This window comes from Pseudomonas sp. ICMP22404, assembly GCF_006227205.1.
GTDB lineage: Bacteria > Pseudomonadota > Gammaproteobacteria > Pseudomonadales > Pseudomonadaceae > Aquipseudomonas.
Genome location: NZ_VCNG01000013.1, coordinates 1 through 21,004, shown reverse-complemented (window position 1 = coordinate 21,004; position 21,004 = coordinate 1). Strand labels below are relative to the sequence as shown.

Below are 21,004 nucleotides of genomic sequence, written 5' to 3'. Positions count from 1 at the left end.
GTCGCTGAACAACTGTGGGAGCGGGCTTGCTCGCGATGGCGGTGCATCAGCCAACTCATGATTGACCGGTCTGACGCCTTCGCGAGCAAGCCCGCTCCCACAGGGGGAAGTGCTGCGTCTTACACCATTTCGTTGAGAATCCACTCCACCACCGACGTCCGCTTCGGTGCCCAGCCCAGCAGTTCGCGGGCATGCAGTCCTCGCACGCGGCTGTTGGAGCCCAGGCCGTAGTTGGCCATTTCATAGCCCCACTCGGCCTCGGCATCGGCCAGCGGCCAGTCCTGGGGTTCGCCAAGGTTCAGCGCCCGGGCCATGGCCGTGGTCATGTCGAGGAACGAGGCCTCGCCGCTTTCGACGAAGTAGAACGTGCCAGGCAGGTTGCGGGTCAGGGCGAGCCGGTACAACTCGACCACGTCCTCGATGTGCACGTTGGACCAGATATTCCGCCCCGGTCCGACATGCCGCACCACCCCGCTTTTACGAGCCTGCTTGAGCAGGCGCGGCAGTTGCACGCTGTCGCGTTTGACACCCAGGCTGTGGCCGTAGATCAAGGTGTTGCAGATCACCGCCGAGTTCACGCCGTCCTTTGCCGCGTCAAGGACGAGGTTATCGATCGCGACACGATCAGCCTTGTCGACGGTAGGCTCCGGCAGGTTGTTCTCCTGGTAGATGTCAGCACTGGCAAGACCACCCGAAGCATCGCCGACAATGCTCGAACCGCTGGTGTGCAGCAGGACTTTGTTCGAGCCCCTGAGGCCCTCGAGCAGCGCTTCGACCGCGCCGCGATGGTCGCTGCTGGCGGCGTTGATCACCGCATCGGCGGCGCGGGCCTGTGCGGTCAGCAACGCGCTGTCTTCCAGGGTACCGATCACCGGCTGGATACCCAGGGCAGTGAGCTCTCTCGCCTGCTCGGCGCTGCGTACCAGGCCGATGACTTGATGCCCGGCCCGAACCAGACCGGTGGCAATGGAGCCGCCAATAAAACCGGCAGCGCCAGTGACGAATACGTTCATGGAAAAACTCCTTGGCAGGATCAGTGATGGAACGAGTATCGAGGACCGATCCTTGGCGAAACAGTCCACATTGCCCAAATCACTCTTGCCTTGAAGTCACGAATCAGTCTCAAAATCCCGCGAGGCGTATTCGGCGAGTTTGTCCTGGATGAAGTCCAGAAAGCACTGAATGCGCAACGCCAACTGAGAGTTGCGGTAGTAGACGGCGTTGATCGGCTGGCGGTACCCGCTATTGGTCTCGGCCAGCAGCACCTTCAATCGACCGGCACGGATGTCGTCGCGGGTCATGAAATCCGACAGACAGGCGATGCCCTGCCCTTGCAGCGCCAGGTGGCGCACCGTTTCGCCACTGGACGCGCTGATGGCCGCCTGGATGGGCCAACGGTCGCCGTGAAGATGGCGCAGAGGCCATTGGTTGAGGCCATCGTTCTGGGCAAACCCCAGCAATGCATGCTCCGTCAGTTCGGCGACGGTTGAAGGCGTACCGTGCCGCTCCAGATAGGCAGGGCTGGCCAGGATGTGCAACGGACTGCAACCCAGGGGACGGGCATGCAACGTCGAATCGGTGAGGGCGCCGATGCGGATGGCGACGTCGGTGCTCTGCTCGAGCAAATCAATGATCAGGTCATTGGTGTTGAGCTCGAGCTGGATGTCCGGGTAGAGCCTGCGGAACTCATCGATGTGCGGCACGATGGCATGCAGCATGAACGGCGACGCAGCGTTGATCCGCAACCGCCCTGAAGGCTTCTGCTGGCGGGAGGACAAGCGTTCCTCCAACGCTTCCAACTGGTCGAGAATGCTTTTGGCCTGTTCGAAGAAATACCGGCCCTCCTCGGTCAGGTCCATGCGTCGAGTGGTGCGGTTGATCAGCGTGGTGTCGAGCTTGGCTTCCAGTCGGGACAACGTGCGACTGACCGCCGACGGCGTCTGCCCGACCTGCTCGGCGGCGGCGGAAATCGACCCGCACTCGATCACGCAGACGAAGATCTGCAACTCGTCGGATCTGGCTTTCACAAATGTCCTCTCATCGGATGCACAGTCAATGTGGCGAGAGTAGCCGGATTACCGCGAAAGGCCGAATACCTCGATCAAATGCTGTTCATACCGCGCCACATCAGCCTCTATGTTCGGACGCTTCATCACGTCGACGCACAGGAAGGTCGGCAAGCCGGTCATGCCCAGGAACTGGTTGGCCTTGTGGAACGGGAAATACACCGCGTCCACACCCTTGCCTTCGAAGAAGTCGGTCGGATCATCGAAGGCCTGCTGCGGGGCGTTCCAGGTCAGCGACAACATGTATTGCTTGCCATGCACCAGGCCACCGCTGCCGTACTTCTGCGAGGCGTCGGAGCGGGTGCGGCCGTCGCTGGCGTATAGACTGCCATGACCTTCGGTGAACACTTCGTCGATGTACTTCTTCACGGTCCATGGCGCGCCCATCCACCAGCCCGGCATCTGATAGATGACGACATCGGCCCAGAGAAACTTGGCGACCTCTTCCTTGATGTCGTAGCCACCGTCGATGAACGTGCTTTTCACGTCCAGGCCACCACGGTCCAACACACTCAGGGCCGTGTCGTGGAGGGTCGCGTTGTAGCGGCCGTCGGAGTGAGCGAATTGTTTACCACCGTTGAGCAGCAGGACTTTTTTCATGGGGAGCCTCATCGGGTCCATGGCGAGCGCCACGCAGGGCTGCCGAATGGAAAGGGTTGGAAAAGATGGGGGGCAGACTACCGATGAGCGTCACGCGGAGTAAGCGCAACCGAGGCAAAACTGTTTTGACTTACATGCACGAATCAACAGCCGATTGTTGCCGTAGGATTCAACTCACTTTCACTCAGGAGACACGCGATGAGCGAACTGCATGGTTTCATCCTCCACGCCAAGACCCGCCCGGAAAAAGCCGAAGCCTTCGAAGCCCTGTTTCGCGCCTACGTCGAACCGAGTCGCGCCGAACCGGGCTGCATCGAATATCACATGCTGCGGGACCAACAGGATCCGACGCTGTTTATCTTCTATGAAATCTGGCAATCCCAGGCCCACCTGGACGTGCATTCGAATCTGCCACACATGAAGCAGTTCTTTGAACATCGTATGGATTACCTGGAGCGCGACTTCGAGATCCGCCGCGTCGAGATGCTGAGTGCCTCGTCTAGCCGCTGATCAGCAAATGAGTGCCAAGGCCGCCAAGGCCAATGAAAAACACCCGCCGAAATAACATGGCGCTGATCCGTTGGCGCAACCACTGCCCCAGCCACATCCCAAGCAGCGCCGGTGCCAACGCCAGCATCGACGCGCACAGTTCACCCCCGCCCAAGGCGCCGCGCCACAACAGGCCGGCCGCCAGGGCCAATGTCGATACGGTGAAGGACAGACCCAGGGCCTGCACCAACTCGTCCTTGCTCAAGCCCAGTGCTTGCAGATAAGGCACCGCCGGAATGACAAACACACCCGTGGCGGACGTGATGACACCGGTCAGCAGCCCGCAGAGCGGGGCGAGCCAGGGTTCAACGTGGCCGCCGACCCGGAGCGTCGGCAGCGCCAGTCCACTCAGGGCGTATACCAATAACGCGCCGCCCAAGGCCCGCACCACCCAGGGACCGCCCGCCATGCCAATCCACAAGGTTCCAAGGCCGGTGCCGAGGAAAATCGCCAGCAACAGCGGCCACAAGCGCCGGATCAAGGTACGCAAGTGACCGCCGAAGGCCAGTTGCCAGAGGTTGGTCAAAGTGGCCGGGATGATGAGCAATGCGGCAGCCTGCACCGGAGCCATAGCCAGCCCGAGTAACCCCATGGAAATGGTCGGCAGGCCGAGGCCGATCACCCCCTTGATCGTACCGGCCAGCAGGAACGTGGCGATGACCAACAGCGATAGCGCCGGCCCGAGGTTCTGATAGAAAGCGATGAAGGTGTCCATGGGGCTATCCTGGGCCCAAGCGGATCGTTTTGAAATCTGCCATATACTGAGCCTGCCTCTTGCTCAACAAGAGGCTGAAGACTTTGGCGGTGCTACTGGCCCCTTCGCGAGCAGGCTCGCTCCCACAGGGTGAACACAAATCTTGTGCTCACACCGATCACTGTGGGAGCGAGCCTGCTCGCGATGGCAATCCATCAGACACCACAAAACCCGGCACAGGATCCCCCCATGCACTTCGACCTCACCGACCTGCGCCTCTACCTGAACATCCTCGACACCGGCAACATCACCGCCGGTGCAACCCGCAGTCACCTGTCCCTGGCGGCGGCGAGTGCGCGGGTCCGTGCCATGGAAGCGTCCCTGGGCACCGAATTGCTCGAACGCGGGCGGCGTGGCGTGACGCCCACGCCGGCCGGCAAGGCCCTGGCGCAGCATGCCCGGGTGTTGCTGCAACACGCGGAGCACTTGCAGCAGGATTTGGCGGAGTACGCCAAGGGGGTCAAGGGCCGGGTACGGCTGCTGTGCAACACCAGCGCCATGAGCGAATACCTGCCCGAGTTGCTGGCCACTTTCCTCAAGGACCATCCCAATCTCGACATCGACCTGCAGGAACTGCCCAGCTCACGCATCACCCATGCCTTGCGCCAGGGTGCGGCAGACCTGGGTGTGGTATCCGACGCAGTCGACACCGATGACCTTCAGACCCGGCCTTTTCGCAACGATCCACTGGTATTGATCCTACCGTCCGAACATCCATTGGCCGACGGTCGCGCGGTGAGCTTCAGCGAAACCCTCCATCATGATTACGTGGGCCTGAACGCCTCTAACGCCCTGGCGGTGTACCTCGAAGAGCAGGCCCTGCACACCGGGTTACGCATGCGAATCCGCATTCGCGCCGACAGTTTCGATGGGATGATTCGCATGGTGGCCCATGGCGCAGGTATCGCCATCGTGCCGAGGGCCGCCATCGACCGTCGATCTGCCGGGCCATCGTATCGGTGCGTGCCGCTGCACGAGGCCTGGGCACAACGGGCCCTGTTGTTGGCGGCTCGTAATTTCGAGGCGTTGCCGGCCTATGCCAAGGCTCTCGCCGTGCATCTGTCCGAGCATTGATTTGCGTTTCTGGGTAGCCCGATGTCGAGTACAGACAACTGGAGGAACGCAGACGCCTATAGGGTGCCTCTTCAGCTTACGTCCATTGCCCGGAGTCCACATGACCGCACCTATCACCGTCCTGCGCGATACCCATCCGCTGCCCGTACTCGATGCCTGCAAATGGGAGAAGCTCGCAGGCGACCCGCATACCGTCAACCTCAACGCCTACACCAGCGAAGATGGCAGCAAAATCATGGGCACCTGGATCTGCACGCCGGGCAAATGGTACGTGGAATACGTAAAGTGGGAATACTGCCACTTCCAGGAAGGCTACTGCATCATCACCCCGGAAGGCATGGAACCCATCCATCTGCGGGCCGGTGACATCTTTGTCATCGAGCCTGGGATGAAAGGCACCTGGGAAGTGGTTGAAACCGTGCGCAAATACTTCGTCTTTGCCTGACGCGGTTCGATACATCTGCGGCACGTGTGGCGAGGACACTGCACTCACGCCCCTCGCCACGATCCGCCTCGCGTTTATTGAGGCTTGCGATAGCTGTTAACGATGGCCGAAAAATCCTTGCCGCCCTCGCCTCTCTGGCTCATCGCTTGATATAGCTGCTGCGCCACTGCACCCAGCACCACCGGCTGATGAACCTGCCTGGCGGCTTCGGTGGCCAGGCCCAGATCCTTGAGCATCAGGTCGGCACCGAAACCACCGGTGTAGCCACGGGAGGCGGGTGCCGTTTCGATCACGCCCGGCCATGGGTTGTAGGTATCCGAACTCCAGCAACGCCCCGTGGAACTGTTGATGATGCCGGCCAGCACTTGGGTGTCGATTCCCAAGGCATCGCCCAGGGCCATGGCCTCGCTGACGCCCACCATCGAGATGCCCAACAGCAGGTTGTTACAAATCTTGGCGATCTGGCCGGTGCCGACTTCGCCGCAATGGACGATGTTACGGCCCATCTGCGCCAACACCGGTTGCAAGGTGGCGAACAACTCGGCGGTGGCACCGACCATGAAGGTCAACGTGCCAGCCGCCGCACCGCCGGTGCCACCCGAGACCGGCGCATCGGCCATCGCCACGCCTTGCTTGGCGGCAGCGGCGGCGACGTCGCGAGCGGTCTGCGGATCGATCGTGCTGCAATCAACCGCTGGCGTACCGGCGGCAATGCCGGCCAGCACGCCGTCTTCACCCAACCAGACGCTGCGCACATGAGCGGCGGCCGGCAGCATGGTAATCACCAGCGCCGCGCCTTGGGCCGCATCGCGAGGCGAGGCACTGACCGTGCCGCCCAACGCCGCGAGTTCGGCCAGCACGGCCTGGTTCAGGTCGAACAGGTTCAGCGAATGGCCGGCCTTGAGCAGGTTGCGCGCCATGGGCGCGCCCATGTTGCCCAGGCCGATAAATGCGATGTTCATGTCCGACTCCTTAGCGCAGGTTGATGGTGGTGTTCACGCCGTCATTCACGCTGTCATCATCGAACCAGCGCGCGGTAACGGTCTTGGTCTGAGTGTAGAACTGCACCACCTGTTTGCCGTATGGACCAAGGTCACCGAGTTTCGAACCGCGGGAGCCGGTGAAGCTGAAAAACGGCACCGGCACCGGAATCGGGATATTGATCCCTACCTGACCGACGTCGATTTCACTCTGGAACTTGCGCGCCGCCGCGCCGCTTTGGGTGAACAGGCCTGTGCCATTGCCAAACGGGTTGGCGTTGACCAGGGCAATCGCCTCGTCGAGGGTGTCGACTTCCAGCACCACCAGCACCGGCCCGAAAATCTCTTCGGTGTAGATACGCATGTCGGTGGTCACGCCGGAAAACAGCGTTGGCCCGACGAAGTTGCCCTGTTCGAAGCCCGGCACGCTGACGCCCCGGCCATCGAGCTCCAGCTTCGCGCCCTGCTGCACGCCGCTCTCGATCAATTCGAGGATCCGCGCCTTGGCCCGCTTGGAAATCACCGGGCCGATGTCGGTGCCCGGCTCACTCCCGGCGTTGACCTTGAGTTTCTGCGCCAGCGTTTTCAGGTCCGGCAGCCATTGCCTGGCCGCGCCCACCATCACCACCACGGAGGTCGCCATGCAACGCTGGCCCGCCGCGCCGAAACCGGCCCCAACCAGGGCATTGAGGGTTTGTTCGCGATTGGCATCCGGCAGCACCACCGCGTGGTTCTTCGCCCCCATCATCGACTGCACGCGCTTGCCATGACGTCCCGCCAGGTCATACACATGGGTGCCGACCGCCGTCGAGCCGACAAACGAAACGGCTTTGATGTCCTTGTGAGTGCAAAGCGCATCCACCACGTCCTTGCCGCCATGCACCACGTTGAGCACACCCGCCGGCACACCGGCTTCGACCGCCAGTTCGACCAGCAACATGGTCGACAGCGGATCCTGTTCCGATGGCTTGAGGACAAAGGTGTTGCCGCAGGCGATGGCCATCGGGAACATCCACAGCGGAATCATTGCCGGGAAGTTGAACGGCGTGATGCCCGCGCAGACACCGATCGGCTGGCGCAGCGTGTAGGTGTCTACGCCACCGGCGACGTTCTCGGCAAACTCGCCCATCTGCAGGGTGCCGATGGAGCAGGCGTGCTCGACCACTTCCAGGCCACGGAAAATATCGCCTTCGGCGTCCGCGAGGGTCTTGCCCTGCTCCGCGCTGAGCACGGCGGCAATGCGTTTGGAATGTTCGCGAATCAACGCCTGGAGCTTGAGCATGATGCGCATGCGCGCACCGATGGGCGTCAGTTTCCAGGTCTGGAAGGCACGCTGGGCAGCGGCAATGGCGGCATCGACTTCCGATGCGGTGGCAAACGGGACCTTCGCCAACACTTGCTGGGTGGCCGGGTTGACGATGTCGTGCCATTCGCTGGAACGGGATTCAACCCACTCGCCGTCGATCAACAGCTTAACGGTCTGCAGGGTGGTGTCACTGGGCGTGAGGGAAACGTTCATGCTGGCCTCCGGGATTGTTCTTATAGAGAGCGTTGATTCAGCAGAGACCAAGGCGCAAAAGACACCTTGGTGATGAGACGATTTTTGGAGTATAGATGTGCAAACTTCTAATAAGAACGCACATAAAAACCGGTCCATCATGCAAAAAAACATCACCTCCCTCGGTTCGCTGAACTGGGACGACCTCAAGTTTTTCCTCGAAGTGGCCCGCACCCGCAAAGCCAGCACGGCAGCCAAGCGCCTCGGCGTCGACTACACCACGGTGTCGCGACGCATCAGCTCGCTGGAAGCTTCATTGGGAACGCTGCTGTTCGAAAAATCCCGGACCAACGGCTTCGTGCTGACCGCCGAAGGGCAACGCCTGCTGAGCTACGCCGAATCGATTGAAAGCACCCTGCACATGGCCTGCGAACAGGTGTCCGGCTCGGGCGTCGCGCTGTCCGGTCATGTGCGCATGGGCTGCACGGAAGGCTTTGGCAGCTACTTCATCACCCCGCAACTGAGCCACTTCGTCGACGCCTATCCCGCCATCTCGGTGGACATTCTGCCGCTGCCGCACTTCATCAGCCTCTCCAAGCGCGAGGCCGACATTGTCATCGCTCTGGAACGCCCCGAACATGGCCCCTACGTATGCTGCAAACTGTGTGACTACCGGTTGCAGCTCTATGCCACCCAGCCCTATCTGGACAGCCATCCGCCCATCCACCGTCCGTCCGACCTGAGCAAGCACTCGTTCATCAGCTACGTGGATGACCTGGCGTTCAGTTCAGAGCTGCTCTACCTGGCAAACGTGCTACCCGACGCCAGCGCCCATCTGCGCAGTACCAGCGTGATTGCGCAGTTCGTGGCGGCGCAGCAAGGACGTTCGCTGGCGATTCTGCCGTGCTTCCTCGCCGCCCAGGATCCACGGTTGCTGCCGGTATTGCCGGAGGACATCACTATCACCCGGCAGTTCTGGATGTACTGCCGGGAGGATCTGCGCAAGCTCAAGCGGATTACGTTGTTGTGGGATTACATCAGAGAGGTGACCGAACAGAATCGGGCCCTGCTGATGGGCGAGACCCGGGAAATGGTATTTGCCGATTAATCGGCAATGACCACAATGGCCACACGACGGTTCTCCGTCCGGCCTTCGACTGTGTCGTTGGATGCGACCGGTTTGCTGCTGCCCAGGCCGCGGGACTGAATGTTTTCTTCGCGCATGCCAACGCCAATCAGCACCTTGCTCACGCTATTGGCCCGACGTATCGACAGTTGATCGTTATAGGCCTGGGAACCCGATGCATCGGTATGACCATCGACGCGTACCCGTTCGATTCCAGCCTCCAGCAGCGCCTTGCCGATTCGCTCGACGATTTCTGTGCTGGCTTCATTCAGGCTTTCCACGTCGCTGCCAAACAGTACCTTGCCCGACAGACCGAACGCCCAACCCTCGTCGGTCAGTTTGAACCCTTGCTGCTTGAGCACGGCAATCTGCGCAGGTGTAAGGCCTTTTGGCGGTGCCGTCTGGCAACCGCTCAGGGCCAGGACGGCCATGAACACAAATGAAATGAATATTTGCAGGACAGATTGAGGGTATGAACGCACGCGTCAGCTCCTGGTTTTGAAGTTAGGCAACGGGGTGCTCCGTCCCCATCGAATGTTGGCCGCCTCGGGCAAGGCGCTTGGCCTGGTACATCGCTGCGTCGGCGGCATGCAGCAAGGCGCCTGGAGTGGCGCCATGATCGGGATAAACCGCAATGCCGACGCTGAGCGAGGTCAGCACCGAAGCGTTACCGGGCAATTGAATCGGTACATCCATGCTGGCGATGATCTTCTCAGCGATCCGTTCGGCGTCCTCGAGCTTGTGCAACGGTGCAAGCAGCACCGCGAACTCGTCCCCCCCAAGGCGCGCCACCAGGTCATCCTCACGAAGCTGGGCACGGACCCGGGTCGCCACCGCCGTCAGCACGGCATCACCGGCAGCGTGACCGAAATTGTCATTGATGCCCTTGAACCGATCACTGTCCAGGTACAACACCGCCACCTGCTCATCGAGCTTGCTGGCATTGCGCAAGGCACGAATCAGCCGGCCTTCGAAAAACGCCCGGTTCGGCAGTCCGGTCAGGCTGTCGTGGCTGGCCTGATGGGCCAGGGTTTCGTTCTCGCTCTGCAGGTGGGTCTGCCAGGATTCAAGTTCGGCGAGCAACGCGTTGAAGTCGTTACCCAGATTATCCAGTTCAGCAATGGCAGCCGGCGGCACCCGTCGATCCAGGGCTCGCTCGCTGCGTGCCGCGTGGGCCACATCCGCCAGGCTGCGCAGGGGGCCGGTGATCGCCTGCAACTGGCGCCGGGCCAAGTACAACGCCACCCAGGCACTCACCGCCGTGCACACGATGATCCCCGCCAGACCGCTGAGCAAAAAGCGCAACAGGCTGCCGCCATGCCCCGCCAGGTGGACACTGCCAACGGCCTGCCCTTGATGAAGGATCGGCATGCTGATGGGTTTTTCCAGGAATGCCTTGGCGATGTGCATCTCCAGTTCCGACAGCAGACCGGTTTCCGGTCGCTGCCAATGCGCCAACAGACGGCCATGCTCATTGAATACCCGGGCATCGGCGACCTCTTCGGTGGTGGCAATCAATGCCAGCGCCTCGGTGGCTGCCACCGAGTCATCGAATACAACGGCCGCCTCCACGGTGTAGTTGATCGACCGAGCAATCAGGTGCAGGTTGTGATCAGCGTAAACCCGTAACGCCAGTACCCCCAGCAACGTCAGGGAGACACTGGCCATGGCCACCGCCACCAGCGCAACGATCAGATGGCCGCGACCGATGACCGAGCCCAGGGTGGGACGGATACGCGAGGCTGGCAGGTTCATGGCGCCGCTGACCTGCGACGTGAAAGTTGCAAGACACTCGGGTGGATGCGTACGCCACTGCGCGCGACCGAATCGAGGTTGACCTCGAACGCCACTTGTTCATCACCCACCCGCAGACAGAACAGGCTGCCCACGGTGCACTGGTCACCGCCTTCGCTGATGCTCAATACCGGTTTGCCGGACAAGGAAGCGAACAGTTGAGCGTGCTCATCGGCGGTCAGCCTGCCGACATAGACCGCGTTGCATTCATCGGCGATGCCGGGGTGATCTGCCAGCAAGCGCTGCACGTTCACCGTTCGACCAGTGGCTTGGATTGTGCCTTTGACCAGATCGTCGGTGTATTGGGTCGGCCCGACAATGCAGAGCTGCAGTTGGGTTGGCTCCACAGGCCAACGGGCGTAGCTGAGAATGCCCAATACGACCTGGGTCACCGCCTCGGCCCGCACTTGCGCGTGAGTCACGGGCTCTTGGTTTTCAGCCACCAGGACAGGCGACAGCAAACACAAAAAACTGGCGAGCAGATAATGCCTCCAGTCCTTGGCGCGCAGTGCTTGCCGAACAGCCCCACCCATGGAAAATCTCTTGATCGATCCAGTAAATGTCGGAACGATAGCACAGTGCCAAAAAGCCAGCGAGACAACGCCTTTACGGCGATTTCCGACAAAAAATCGACGTCATTAAATCCATTGTCATGAACGTCTGTTCATTCAGCTCCGAGACTCCAGATCCAGCATCAGCCCGCTCAGGCGCTTGACCCTACGCCGAACCGCTTCCTCGAATATCCCTGGCCGTGGCTCGATCAGGCTGAACCACTGCTTGGCCCGGGTAATGGCTGTGTACACCAGCTCCTTGGTCAATACGGGGTTCAACGCATCCGGAAGAATCAGCGCCGTATGGGTGAATTCCGAGCCCTGGGATTTATGCACGGTCATGGCATACACCGTTTCCACATCATTCAAGCGGCTGGGCAGGACGAAGCGCACACCGCCCTGTCCGTCGTTGCGAGGGAACGCCACACGCAGGACCTGCTTGCCCGCGTCCGGTCCATCATGCTCGGGCAATTTGAGGGCAATCCCGATGTCGCCGTTCATCAACCCCAGACCATAGTCGTTGCGGGTCATCAAGACCGGACGGCCCTCGTACCACTGATGATCGCTGTCGATAAGACGGGCCTTGAGCAGCGCAGTAGTCACTCTCTGGTTCAACCCTTCCACACCCCACGGGCCTCTACGCACGGCACAGAGCAGTTGGAAAGCGTCGAATGCAGAAAGGACCTCCCGAGCCCAATCGACCCAGCAGGCATCCGCCAGTGGACGGGTAGCTGCCGGACGTCGTTGCCGCAGCAGGCTCAGGTAATGCCGATAACCCTGGGGACCTTCTGCCTGGCCTTCAAGCAGCAAGTGCTCCAGCGCTCCGTCATGCTCACCTTTCAAGGCCAGGGAAAACAGATCGGCATGTTGCTTGCCCACCAGCAACTGACGCGCCTTTTCGGGCTGCTGTTGGTTGACCCATCGAGCCAGTTGGCCGATACCGCTGCCCTCGCCGAAACGGCGGGAGTGCCGGAGCATGACGACCTGCTGTGCCAACGGATGAGTGCCATCGATGTCTTGCTGCAGGTCACTGGCCGCCAGGTCTTCGCCGCTGACCGATTCAAGCCAGGCCCGGGTTCTGGCGTCGTACCAGCCCTCCTCGGCATCCCGACACAAATCCGCCAGCACCGCTCCGGCCTCCACCGAGGCCAACTGATCCTTGTCCCCGAGCAGCACCAACCGCGCATGGGGCGGCAACGCATCCAGTAGATTGGCCATCATCTCCAGATCGATCATGGACGCCTCATCGATCACCAGTACGTCCAGTGGCAACCGATTCCCCCCATGGTGCCGAAAATGCCGGGTTCCCGGCCGGCTGCCCAACAAACGATGGACAGTGGTGACGTCACAAGGAATCCGCTCGCGCACGGCATCGGGGACGTCCAGGGTCCGGACCTGTTGGCTGATGGATTCGGTCAGGCGCGCCGCCGCCTTGCCGGTAGGCGCTGCCAGGCGAATCCGCAGCGGCTTTCCGGCCTCGACGGCGGGAGCCTGAAGCAGCGCCAGCAAACGCACGACGGTGGTGGTCTTGCCGGTGCCAGGACCGCCGGTCACGATGCTGAAGGCGCGCCGGGTCGCCAGGGCACAGGCCAGTTTCTGCCAGTCGATCGGACCTGCGGCAGCGGCTGGCCCGAACAGCCCGTTCAGGCGCTCGCCCAGATCGACGGGGGTGGCTTCCTGTTCGGCCAGCCGTTGACGCAACGCCTCATCGATCTGCCGCTCATAGGTCCAGTATCGCCGCAGATAAAGACGTTTACCGGACAGCACCAACGGGCGTTGCAGCGCCTGCTCGCGCTCATCGGCAGCCAAGGCCACCAGACGGCTGGACGCCAGGGTCTTGCACCAATGAGCTCCCTCCAGGGTCCGCAGTATTTGCGATGGCAACAGCATCGCACCCGTTTGCGGATCGCCCTCGGGGGGAAGCGACAAGGCAAAATCCGGCTCCTTGAGCGTTTCGAACAGGTCCAGGCAGACATGTCCATGGCCCAGCTGATGACTGGCGAGCGCCGCGGCGAGCAACACCAATGGATCGTCGTCGGGCGCCAGCTCATGAAGGAATGCAACGAAGGCTTTGTCCAGAGCGCGCAACCAACCGCGCTCGACCCAGCGCGTCAACAACAGCAGCAGATCATTTGCACGGTCCAAAGGCGCCAGTTCGACCAGGCTCTCGTCGTCCGACGATTTGGGCAGCAGATCGACAAACGTCCGACTCATAGCAATTCTCCCTGTACCCATGCTGGCTCAGCCTTGGGCTCGGGCGCCCCTTGGAAAAGGCGATCCAATTGTTCGATCAGTGCTCGCGCCGGCTTGGTGAAATAGACCCCTTGACTGGCCGCACGGGTGCCACGGAGAAACAGGTACAACGCACCGCCGACATGTCGGTCGTAGTCATAGTCGGGCAGGCGCGCCTTGAGCTGACGATGCAGCGCCAACAGGTACAGCACATATTGCAGATCGTAGCGATTGTCGAGGATCGATTGCTCCATGGCTTGAGGGGTATAAGCCGCGTCATCGCTCCCCAGCCAATTGGATTTGTAGTCCGCCACGTAATATCGCCCTTCATGCTCGAACGTGAGGTCGATGAATCCCTTGAACATGCCGTTGAGCAGCACAGGTTCCGCGGCGACGCGGGCCACACCGCCATGGGTGAATCGGCAAACCAGCTCATCAAGCTTGAGCACATCGACCTTATGGCTGGCGAACCAGAACTCCATCTCGACCTGGAACCGGGTCAAACGCTCAAGCACCACCGGCGGCTGATCATTGCCAATCCGCATAGGCGTTGCCATCAAGTGCTGCAGCCAATCGCTGAGCGTCGTGATCCAGCCTTTCCAGCCTCGACGATTGCAACGTCGGGCAATGGCGTCCTCGATGGCCGTTGGCGCGACGGCAAACCCTTCGCCGGCGACCCACTCAAGGAGGCCGTGGAGGAAAGTGCCGGGATTGGGGCCGCGGGGGAAGCGATGAATGTCCCCCCCGATAGCGACAACTTCCCTGGGCGCATCCGGATCAAGCCGCTCATCGTCGAACAGTTTCTGGGCCTGGGGATCTTCCGGCGCCGTGTCGCTGCCCGCACTCAGGGTCTCGCCGATGCGCAAGGCGCTATACGAGGCAATCCACCAGTTTTCACTGGCTTTGCGTACCGGCCTCAAGGGGGCGAGCAGCACGGCTTCGTTGCGCGGGGGACGGTAGCGTTCGTCGGTGGCCTGGGGCATCTCCTGGCAACTCACCGCAGCACTGCCTTGTTGCAGGTCTTCCAACCAGCGCCGCAATTGCACCGAATCGGACAGCGGCGCACCGCCACCCAATAGATACCCCAGCGCAGACAGATGCAGGATCGAGCTGCTGTTATTCCCCCGCTTGAGATCGGCAACCCCCAACCAGCAGGCATGTTGGGCGCGGGTAAGCGCCACGTAGAGCAGGCGCAGGTCCTCGGCCAGACGTTCGTCGTCAGCTTTGGCTATCAGTTCGGCTGATGGCTTCAGGCTGATTTGTGCCCTGCCGGCCTCATCGTGGTAATGCAAGGGCAACCGGCTGCCATCCACTGGCTTCGTCGAGCAGATGAACGGCAGGAACACCAACGGATACTCCAGCCCCTTGGACTTGTGGATCGTCACCACCTTGACCAACTGCTCATCGCTTTCCAGGCGCAGGATCTGCTCTTCTCCGGCCTGACCGGACAAGGCCAGGTGCTCCGACAGATGCCGGATCAGAGCCTGTTCACCGTCCAGCTCACCGGCTGCCTGTTGCAGAAGCTCGCTGAGGTGCAGCAGGTTGGTCAGCACCCGCTCACCCTCATTGCGCGCCATCAAGGCCTGGGGCAGTTCGAAATCATGCAGCAGGCGCCGCAACATGGGCAGCACCCCCTGGGTGCGCCAGACCGTACGGTAGCCACGGAACTGCATGACCCGCGCTTCCCAGGCCAGCTCATCCCGGTTGAGTCGCTCCAGCTCCGTGAGCGGCAGGTTCAACGTGATGCTCGCCAGCGCAGACCGCAATGGCCGCTCGACATCCGGTTCGGCACAGGCCCTGAGCCAGATCAGCAGGTCGCGCGCTTCCTGCGAGGCAAACACCGAATCCTTATCGGACAGATAGACACTGCGTACGCCCCGGGCAGACAACTCATCCCGCACCGCCTGCGCCTCTTTACCGTCCCGCACCAGGATCGCGATATCCGCTGGCAACAGCCCGCGCAGTGCCTTTCCATCCTCGATGAAGCCGTCGTGCCCCGCCTGGCCGCCATTGAGAAGCGCCGTGATCTCACTGGCGCAGGCAGCCGCCATTTGCTGCCGATAGACCGCACCGGAGAGCGGCTTGTCCGACGGCAAGTGCCAGAGGTTCATCGCTGCAAGGGGCTGCCCCTCGACCTGCAAGGACTCCTTGCGGCCCTGGGCATCAACGGGCAGGAACGGCACCGGGTTCCGGTCCGGTGCTTCGCGAAACAGGAACGCACCGCGTCCGTTCGGACGGGATTCGGCGTTCTGGAAAATATGGTTTACCGCGCCCACCATGGCGTGGCTGGAACGGAAGTTGGTGCCCAGGGTATGGAGCCTGCCTGCGGTCGCCTCACGGGCACGCAGGTAGGTATGGATATCGGCGCCACGAAAGGCATAGATGGCCTGTTTCGGGTCACCGATCAGGAACAGCCCCGTCTCAGGGTTATTGTCTTCGATGCGGTAGATGCTTTCGAAGATCCGGTATTGAACCGGATCGGTATCCTGGAACTCATCGATCAACGCGACCGGAAACTGCTCGCGTATCAGGCTCGCCAGACGCTCTCCACCCTCGGCCAGCAGGGCTGCGTCCAGCCTCAGCAGCATGTCGTCGAAGCCCATCTCCGCGCGTCGGCGCTTCTCTGCCTCAAAGCGCGCGCCCACCCATTGGGCCGCATGCTGCAACACCGCTGCATCCGGGGTGGGCAACGCCTCCAGGCTGGCCTTGAGACTGGCCATGGCCTCCAGCCCGGGATGGCTGGGCACTTCGCCTTTCCAGGCCTCTGCCATGCCTTCGGGGGTCAGCCGCGTAAACCCGGTACCGATATCCAGGAGTTCGAGGCTCTCGTCATCCACCCAGGCGAAGATTTTCTGAAACCACGGTTCGAAATAGCGAGCCTGCATCTTGCGCCCGTCGACGCTCTTGTTGGCTACGCCTTGCTGGCAGATCTCCAGCAGCTCCGCCGCCCATTGCCGCCAGGGCGCCTTGAGGTCGAGCAAGGCGGCGCTGCGCTCCTGAAGCGATGCCAGGATGAGCTCGGCAGGCTCAAGCCCCTCACCGTTGTCACGCTCGCTGGAAAACAGCCCCCTTACCCGCGGCAGCAGGGCAGCAGGCCCTCCCCAATGGGTGCGCACCCAGTTCAGCGCTTCACCTTGCATCGAGTAGCAGAACAGCCGCCAATAATCGCGCAGCACTTCGCCGAGTAATTCGCTGTGATCGGTTTCCAGGGTTTGGGTGAACAGGCTCCCGCTGTCGAAGGCGTGTTCACGCAACATCCGCTGGCACCAGCTATGAATGGTCGAAACCGCTGCTTCATCCATCCATTGCGCGGCGATGTCCAGCCGATTGGCGCAACCGGGCCACTGCGTTTCGTCGAACTCGTCACGCAACTGGGCAATCAGTGAATCGGGGGCCGGAATCTCATCCCGAAAGAAACGCGCGGCTTCGGCCAGGCGCGTGCGGATACGTTCGCGCAACTCTTTGGTGGCGGCGTCCGTAAAAGTCACGACCAGGATTTGTGGAGGAAGCAGTTCACGACCGAACCCGGTCGCCGAGCCGCCATGGCCCAATACCAGTCGCAGGTACAGCGCTGAAATGGTGAAGGTCTTGCCAGTGCCCGCACTGGCTTCGATCAATTGGCTGCCGCGCAGGGGAAACGCCAAAGCCAGAGGTGTCTGCCGACTCATGATTACGCCTCCTCGCCGATTGCGGAACGCCATGGAGCCTCGAACAGCGGCCGATAAAGCGCATCGCACCAGTCAGGAAATGTCTCGTCTGCCGTCAGGGCATCGAAGTCGGCAAACTGCCGGGCCAGGGCCGGACTCTCCCGTCGCTCGCCTTCAGAGGTCAGCCCATCGCCTTCGTAGGCTTTTCGGGCCGCCGCCTCGGCTTTATCCGGATCCGTCTGGCCAAGCCAGGCGAAGGCGGTTTTCACCGCAATCGGAAGCGGCTGGCGCATGCCCGACTGCCAAGCCTGCAACAGGTCACCGAGCAGTCTTCGCGCCACAGGTTCTTCAAAAGGTGCCAACAGCAAGCTGTCATCACTGGCCACCAATGCGGTGGTCATCGACAGTCCGCTGGCGCACGCCACGAGGTGATTGACCCAGGGACGTATCAGGCGGTGCCACTTCCGGGTCCTGACGGAGCCGATGCTGTTGGGTATGGCAGTGATGGCAAGGACCGCCCCGTCGGAACGCTGGTGCAGGCCGCTGAGCCATCCTTCGACACTGACGCCATGCAATTGGAGACTGACAGGCACTGCGCTGGTCAACGGAGTGGGCCATAACGCCAGAAGTTGCTGATAACGCTGGAGCAGACCCGGCAGAGGCTCGATCAGTTCGCGTTGCATGCACTCACCGAAACCCGCCATCGGTAACAGGCCGCTGTTCTGCAGACGCTTGGCATGGGCCTCCAGGGCAAGATCCGGCTGGTCCAGGCGCACCAGGGCGGCTTCCAGCAAGCTGTCGCTCAGACTGTAGCGTTGAAGGGCATCGAGCACGAAGGGCTCGTCATCGGCCAGCGGGGCTTCGATGGCTTCGAAGAACACCTTGAGTCGCTGGCTGAAAAAATGGCGGACGGGGTTGCGCAGGAAGTCCTGCAATTGCCCAAGGCTCAGGGGCTCTTCCTGAACATAGGGATCCAGCACCTGGACACCGCTCCCATGGTCCTGGTTGTCGTGAAGCATCCGCCACTCGCTGGCATAGCTGAACAGTTCATTACCCTGAAGGAAATAACGAGCGCTGAACGGTTGCAGGGGATGCTCCTGGGTCAGCGCCTCGAGAAGGTCCTTGCTGTCGTCGACCAGTCGCCATCCACTGGACAGATGATCCCGCAACTGACCGATCAATACCGATGCGGGTCGCTCGCTGTTATCGCGGATACTGCGTCCTACCCAGCTGATGTAGAGTTTTTCCCGGGCCGACAGCAGCGCCTCCAATAGCAGATAACGATCGTCCTCACGCCGGGAGCGATCACCGGGCCGATAGTCACTGCCCATGAGATCGAAGTCCAACGGCGGCTGAGCTCTCGGATAATCGCCGTCGTTCATTCCCAGCAAGCACACCAGATTGAAGGGAATTGCACGCATCGGCATCAAGGTGCAGAAGTTGACCGCGCCGGCGAGAAAGCGTTGGGACAGCCGACCTTGATCCAGACCTGCCAGCCAAGCCTCCCGTACCACCGTCAGCGGCAACTCATCCTGCAGCCCCACCGACTCGCAGGTTTCCAGCCAGGTTTCGCGTAGGTCTTCGAGCTGGGCCAGCAGATAGTCGTCATGCTCACTGCTCGCCTGGAAAAACAATTGCATCAAGTCACGCAGACGCGATCCCCACACCTGTGGAGATGCGGACTCGGTGAGCGACTGATGGGCGACGTCCAGCGCATCCAGTAATGCGGCCAGGGGCCCGATCAACGCTGCGTCAAGGCCACCGATTTCGTCATAGGGTTCAATGCCTTCATAGGCGTCCGAACTGCCGACGGCATACCCCAACAGCATCCGCCGTAAACCAAACCGCCAGCTGTTCTGCTCAAGCTCGGCGGGCAGACCGAGCCCGGCGCGGTGTTCGGCGTTCATGCCCCAACGAATACCGGCACCCTCGATCCAACGGTGCAGTGTCGGCAAATCAGCCTCATCAAGGCCGAATCGCTTGCGCAGGGCCGGGACATCCAACAAGTCGAGGATTTCGCTGACGGGAAAGCGGCTATCGGGCAGCTTCAGCAAATGCTCGACGGCAATCAGCAATGGATCGCGTCCACGCTGTCCCTGGTCGGTGAGGGTGAAGGGAATGAAGCGCGGATCCGTCCTGTCGAGCTGACCGAACACGGCACGGATATGCGGAGCATAACTGTCGATGTCCGGAACCATGACGATGATGTCCCGAGGACGTAGCGTCGAGTCCGCGCTGAAATGGGCCAATAACTGGTCATGCAGAATTTCGACTTCACGCTGGGCGCTGTGGGCGACGTGGAAACGGATCGATCCATCTCGCTCCGTATCGACGGCAGGCCAGCGTTCCCGGGTTTCAGCCAGGGGGCGCAGCTCAAGGATGTCATCCTGCAACTGGCTGAGCAGGGTCGTGGGATTGCCGTCACTGAACAGGTCGATTCGGCCGTCGCGAAACACCGAGCGATAGCGATTGGGGTCGTCATAGCTGTCGAGCAGGTTGATATAGTCGCGCCCCTGCTTGCCCCATGCCGCGAGTAACGGATGAGCATGTTGATGCAGGGACTGCGGATCGAGGATAGCGGGCATACCGGCCTTGCGTGCCTGACGTTTGTACTGATGGCGCAGCAGGTCCTTGTCGGCCACGATGTCCGCCCAATGATGACGACAAGGGTTATGGACACACAGTAGAACCTGGCTGAACCGCGACAGACCGGCCAGCGCCTCCAGGGCCTGGGCCGGTAGCGAGGAAATACCAAACACTATCACCCGTGCAGGAAGTCCTTTCGGAGCGGCTTCCAGGCTGTTGATACGTTCAATGTACCGTTGATGGACGCCCGCACGGCTTTGAGCCATGCCCTCTTCTCCCACATCCACCAGCAAGGCTCGCCACAGTTCGGCTTGCCAGCAATTAGCGGGCGCAAGCGCCTTGATTTCGCCTCGGACATTTCTCGTCTGGTGCCGGCCCTCTGCCCAGTCTTCGAGCCAGTCGGCCCGGTACACCTGATACTGGTCGAACAGATCGGCAAGACGTTCGGATAACTGATAGCGCTTGCGCAGATCAGTGTCGTGGGTGAGGAACCGACGCAGGGGCTCGAAATGAGGCTGCTCGATCAACTGTGGCAAAAGGCGCATCAGTCGCCAGGTGAGGGGGGCTTTATCCAGCAGGGACTTGGCCGGAATCTCATCGCGTCCCAAAACCGTTCGATAAAGCTGCCACATGAAGCTGCCGGGCAGTTGTACATCAATGGCTGCCGCAATGCCGCAGCCGCCGGTATCGTCGTCTTCCGGATCCTCTGCCAGTGCCAGCTTGAGCCATTGGGCAATACCGTTGCTCTGCACCAGTGCAATTTCATTCTCAAGCGGAGCCAGCGGATAACGTCGCATCAAGCTGATTACCAGGCTGCGCAGCTCATCAAGGCGATTGCCATGAATCACCATGAAGGCTGGGCTGAGGGACGTTGCGTCCGGCATAAAGGCATCCTTGAAAATGCAAAAAGCTAGGGCCGAACCTTAGCACTGTCGGGGGGTTGTAGCAGCCGGGAACGGTCCGCGCTTGTCGTAAGAACTTTCCTACGGGCAAAACAAAACCCCTACCTGCGTCAGCAGATAGGGGTTTCGGAATTTAATCTTGACGATGACCTACTCTCACATGGGGAAACCCCACACTACCATCGGCGATGCATCGTTTC

At 61.2% G+C, this 21,004-nt stretch carries 16 protein-coding genes; 4 read left to right on the top strand and 12 right to left on the bottom strand.

What is annotated here, in order from left to right:
* Positions 1–119 precede the first annotated feature (119 nt).
* From FGE05_RS21410 to FGE05_RS21400, 3 genes are all read right to left on the bottom strand, one after another.
* The gene (locus tag FGE05_RS21410) at positions 120–1,013 is read right to left on the bottom strand and encodes an NAD-dependent epimerase/dehydratase family protein (protein WP_139648062.1); all 894 of its coding nucleotides are present in this window, start codon (positions 1,011–1,013) and stop codon (positions 120–122) included.
* A gap of 96 nt (positions 1,014–1,109) precedes the next feature.
* A complete protein-coding gene (locus FGE05_RS21405; protein ID WP_139648060.1) occupies positions 1,110–2,027 on the bottom strand; it encodes a LysR family transcriptional regulator in 918 nt (305 codons plus the stop codon).
* 48 nt (positions 2,028–2,075) lie between these two features.
* A complete protein-coding gene (locus tag FGE05_RS21400; protein WP_139648059.1) occupies positions 2,076–2,666 on the bottom strand; it encodes an NAD(P)H-dependent oxidoreductase in 591 nt (196 codons plus the stop codon).
* A gap of 198 nt (positions 2,667–2,864) precedes the next feature.
* Between FGE05_RS21400 and FGE05_RS21395 the strand changes: the two genes are divergently transcribed.
* Positions 2,865–3,176, top strand: coding sequence for a putative quinol monooxygenase (locus FGE05_RS21395; RefSeq protein ID WP_139648057.1), 312 nt, complete (start codon positions 2,865–2,867; stop codon positions 3,174–3,176).
* Here the strand turns inward: FGE05_RS21395 and FGE05_RS21390 are convergent.
* Positions 3,166–3,930 (bottom strand): sulfite exporter TauE/SafE family protein, encoded by a 765-nt coding sequence (locus FGE05_RS21390; protein ID WP_139648055.1) that lies wholly within the window; start codon positions 3,928–3,930, stop codon positions 3,166–3,168. The genes FGE05_RS21395 and FGE05_RS21390 overlap by 11 nt on opposite strands.
* 228 nt (positions 3,931–4,158) lie before the next feature.
* On the opposite strand from FGE05_RS21390, the gene FGE05_RS21385 reads away from it, so the two are divergent.
* Complete coding sequence (locus FGE05_RS21385; RefSeq protein ID WP_139648053.1) at positions 4,159–5,043, top strand: LysR family transcriptional regulator; 885 nt, start codon at positions 4,159–4,161, stop codon at positions 5,041–5,043.
* A gap of 100 nt (positions 5,044–5,143) precedes the next feature.
* Positions 5,144–5,488, top strand: coding sequence for a cupin domain-containing protein (locus FGE05_RS21380; RefSeq protein WP_139648051.1), 345 nt, complete (start codon positions 5,144–5,146; stop codon positions 5,486–5,488).
* Positions 5,489–5,562: 74 nt separating this feature from the next.
* Here FGE05_RS21380 and mmsB read toward each other — a convergent pair whose 3' ends face one another.
* Both mmsB and FGE05_RS21370 read right to left on the bottom strand, forming a co-directional pair.
* Entirely contained in the window at positions 5,563–6,450 is an 888-nt protein-coding gene (gene mmsB, locus FGE05_RS21375; protein WP_139648049.1) for a 3-hydroxyisobutyrate dehydrogenase, read from the bottom strand.
* 10 nt (positions 6,451–6,460) lie between these two features.
* A complete protein-coding gene (locus tag FGE05_RS21370; protein ID WP_139648047.1) occupies positions 6,461–7,987 on the bottom strand; it encodes a CoA-acylating methylmalonate-semialdehyde dehydrogenase in 1,527 nt (508 codons plus the stop codon).
* Positions 7,988–8,126: 139 nt separating this feature from the next.
* On the opposite strand from FGE05_RS21370, the gene FGE05_RS21365 reads away from it, so the two are divergent.
* Complete coding sequence (locus FGE05_RS21365) at positions 8,127–9,074, top strand: LysR family transcriptional regulator (protein ID WP_139648045.1); 948 nt, start codon at positions 8,127–8,129, stop codon at positions 9,072–9,074.
* Here FGE05_RS21365 and FGE05_RS21360 read toward each other — a convergent pair.
* The 6 genes from FGE05_RS21360 to recC all read right to left on the bottom strand — a co-directional run bounded on the left by FGE05_RS21360 (position 9,071) and on the right by recC (position 20,786).
* On the bottom strand, positions 9,071–9,523 hold the full coding sequence (locus FGE05_RS21360) for an OmpA family protein (RefSeq protein ID WP_139648267.1): 453 nt from the start codon (positions 9,521–9,523) through the stop codon (positions 9,071–9,073). The genes FGE05_RS21365 and FGE05_RS21360 overlap by 4 nt on opposite strands.
* A gap of 73 nt (positions 9,524–9,596) precedes the next feature.
* Entirely contained in the window at positions 9,597–10,847 is a 1,251-nt protein-coding gene (locus FGE05_RS21355; protein WP_139648043.1) for a diguanylate cyclase domain-containing protein, read from the bottom strand.
* Entirely contained in the window at positions 10,844–11,419 is a 576-nt protein-coding gene (locus tag FGE05_RS21350) for a YfiR family protein (RefSeq protein WP_139648041.1), read from the bottom strand. Before FGE05_RS21350 ends, FGE05_RS21355 begins: the two co-directional genes overlap by 4 nt.
* A 135-nt stretch (positions 11,420–11,554) precedes the next feature.
* A complete protein-coding gene (gene recD, locus FGE05_RS21345) occupies positions 11,555–13,651 on the bottom strand; it encodes an exodeoxyribonuclease V subunit alpha (RefSeq protein WP_139648038.1) in 2,097 nt (698 codons plus the stop codon).
* Positions 13,648–17,337, bottom strand: coding sequence for an exodeoxyribonuclease V subunit beta (gene recB / locus FGE05_RS21340; protein WP_139648036.1), 3,690 nt, complete (start codon positions 17,335–17,337; stop codon positions 13,648–13,650). The genes recD and recB overlap by 4 nt, the downstream gene beginning before the upstream one ends.
* A gap of 2 nt (positions 17,338–17,339) precedes the next feature.
* Positions 17,340–20,786, bottom strand: coding sequence for an exodeoxyribonuclease V subunit gamma (gene recC, locus FGE05_RS21335; protein WP_139648034.1), 3,447 nt, complete (start codon positions 20,784–20,786; stop codon positions 17,340–17,342).
* Positions 20,787–21,004 lie beyond the last annotated feature (218 nt).

Coding starts and splice junctions, on each gene's coding strand:
- FGE05_RS21410 (WP_139648062.1), bottom strand. CDS start 1,013: ATGAACGTATTCGTCACTGGCGCTGCCGGTTTTATTGGCGGCTCCATT.
- FGE05_RS21400 (WP_139648059.1), bottom strand. CDS start 2,666: ATGAAAAAAGTCCTGCTGCTCAACGGTGGTAAACAATTCGCTCACTCC.
- FGE05_RS21395 (WP_139648057.1), top strand. CDS start 2,865: ATGAGCGAACTGCATGGTTTCATCCTCCACGCCAAGACCCGCCCGGAA.
- FGE05_RS21390 (WP_139648055.1), bottom strand. CDS start 3,930: ATGGACACCTTCATCGCTTTCTATCAGAACCTCGGGCCGGCGCTATCG.
- FGE05_RS21385 (WP_139648053.1), top strand. CDS start 4,159: ATGCACTTCGACCTCACCGACCTGCGCCTCTACCTGAACATCCTCGAC.
- FGE05_RS21380 (WP_139648051.1), top strand. CDS start 5,144: ATGACCGCACCTATCACCGTCCTGCGCGATACCCATCCGCTGCCCGTA.
- mmsB (WP_139648049.1), bottom strand. CDS start 6,450: ATGAACATCGCATTTATCGGCCTGGGCAACATGGGCGCGCCCATGGCG.
- FGE05_RS21370 (WP_139648047.1), bottom strand. CDS start 7,987: ATGAACGTTTCCCTCACGCCCAGTGACACCACCCTGCAGACCGTTAAG.
- FGE05_RS21365 (WP_139648045.1), top strand. CDS start 8,127: ATGCAAAAAAACATCACCTCCCTCGGTTCGCTGAACTGGGACGACCTC.
- FGE05_RS21360 (WP_139648267.1), bottom strand. CDS start 9,523: ATGGCCGTCCTGGCCCTGAGCGGTTGCCAGACGGCACCGCCAAAAGGC.
- FGE05_RS21355 (WP_139648043.1), bottom strand. CDS start 10,847: ATGAACCTGCCAGCCTCGCGTATCCGTCCCACCCTGGGCTCGGTCATC.
- FGE05_RS21350 (WP_139648041.1), bottom strand. CDS start 11,419: ATGGGTGGGGCTGTTCGGCAAGCACTGCGCGCCAAGGACTGGAGGCAT.
- recD (WP_139648038.1), bottom strand. CDS start 13,651: ATGAGTCGGACGTTTGTCGATCTGCTGCCCAAATCGTCGGACGACGAG.
- recB (WP_139648036.1), bottom strand. CDS start 17,337: ATGAGTCGGCAGACACCTCTGGCTTTGGCGTTTCCCCTGCGCGGCAGC.
- recC (WP_139648034.1), bottom strand. CDS start 20,786: ATGCCGGACGCAACGTCCCTCAGCCCAGCCTTCATGGTGATTCATGGC.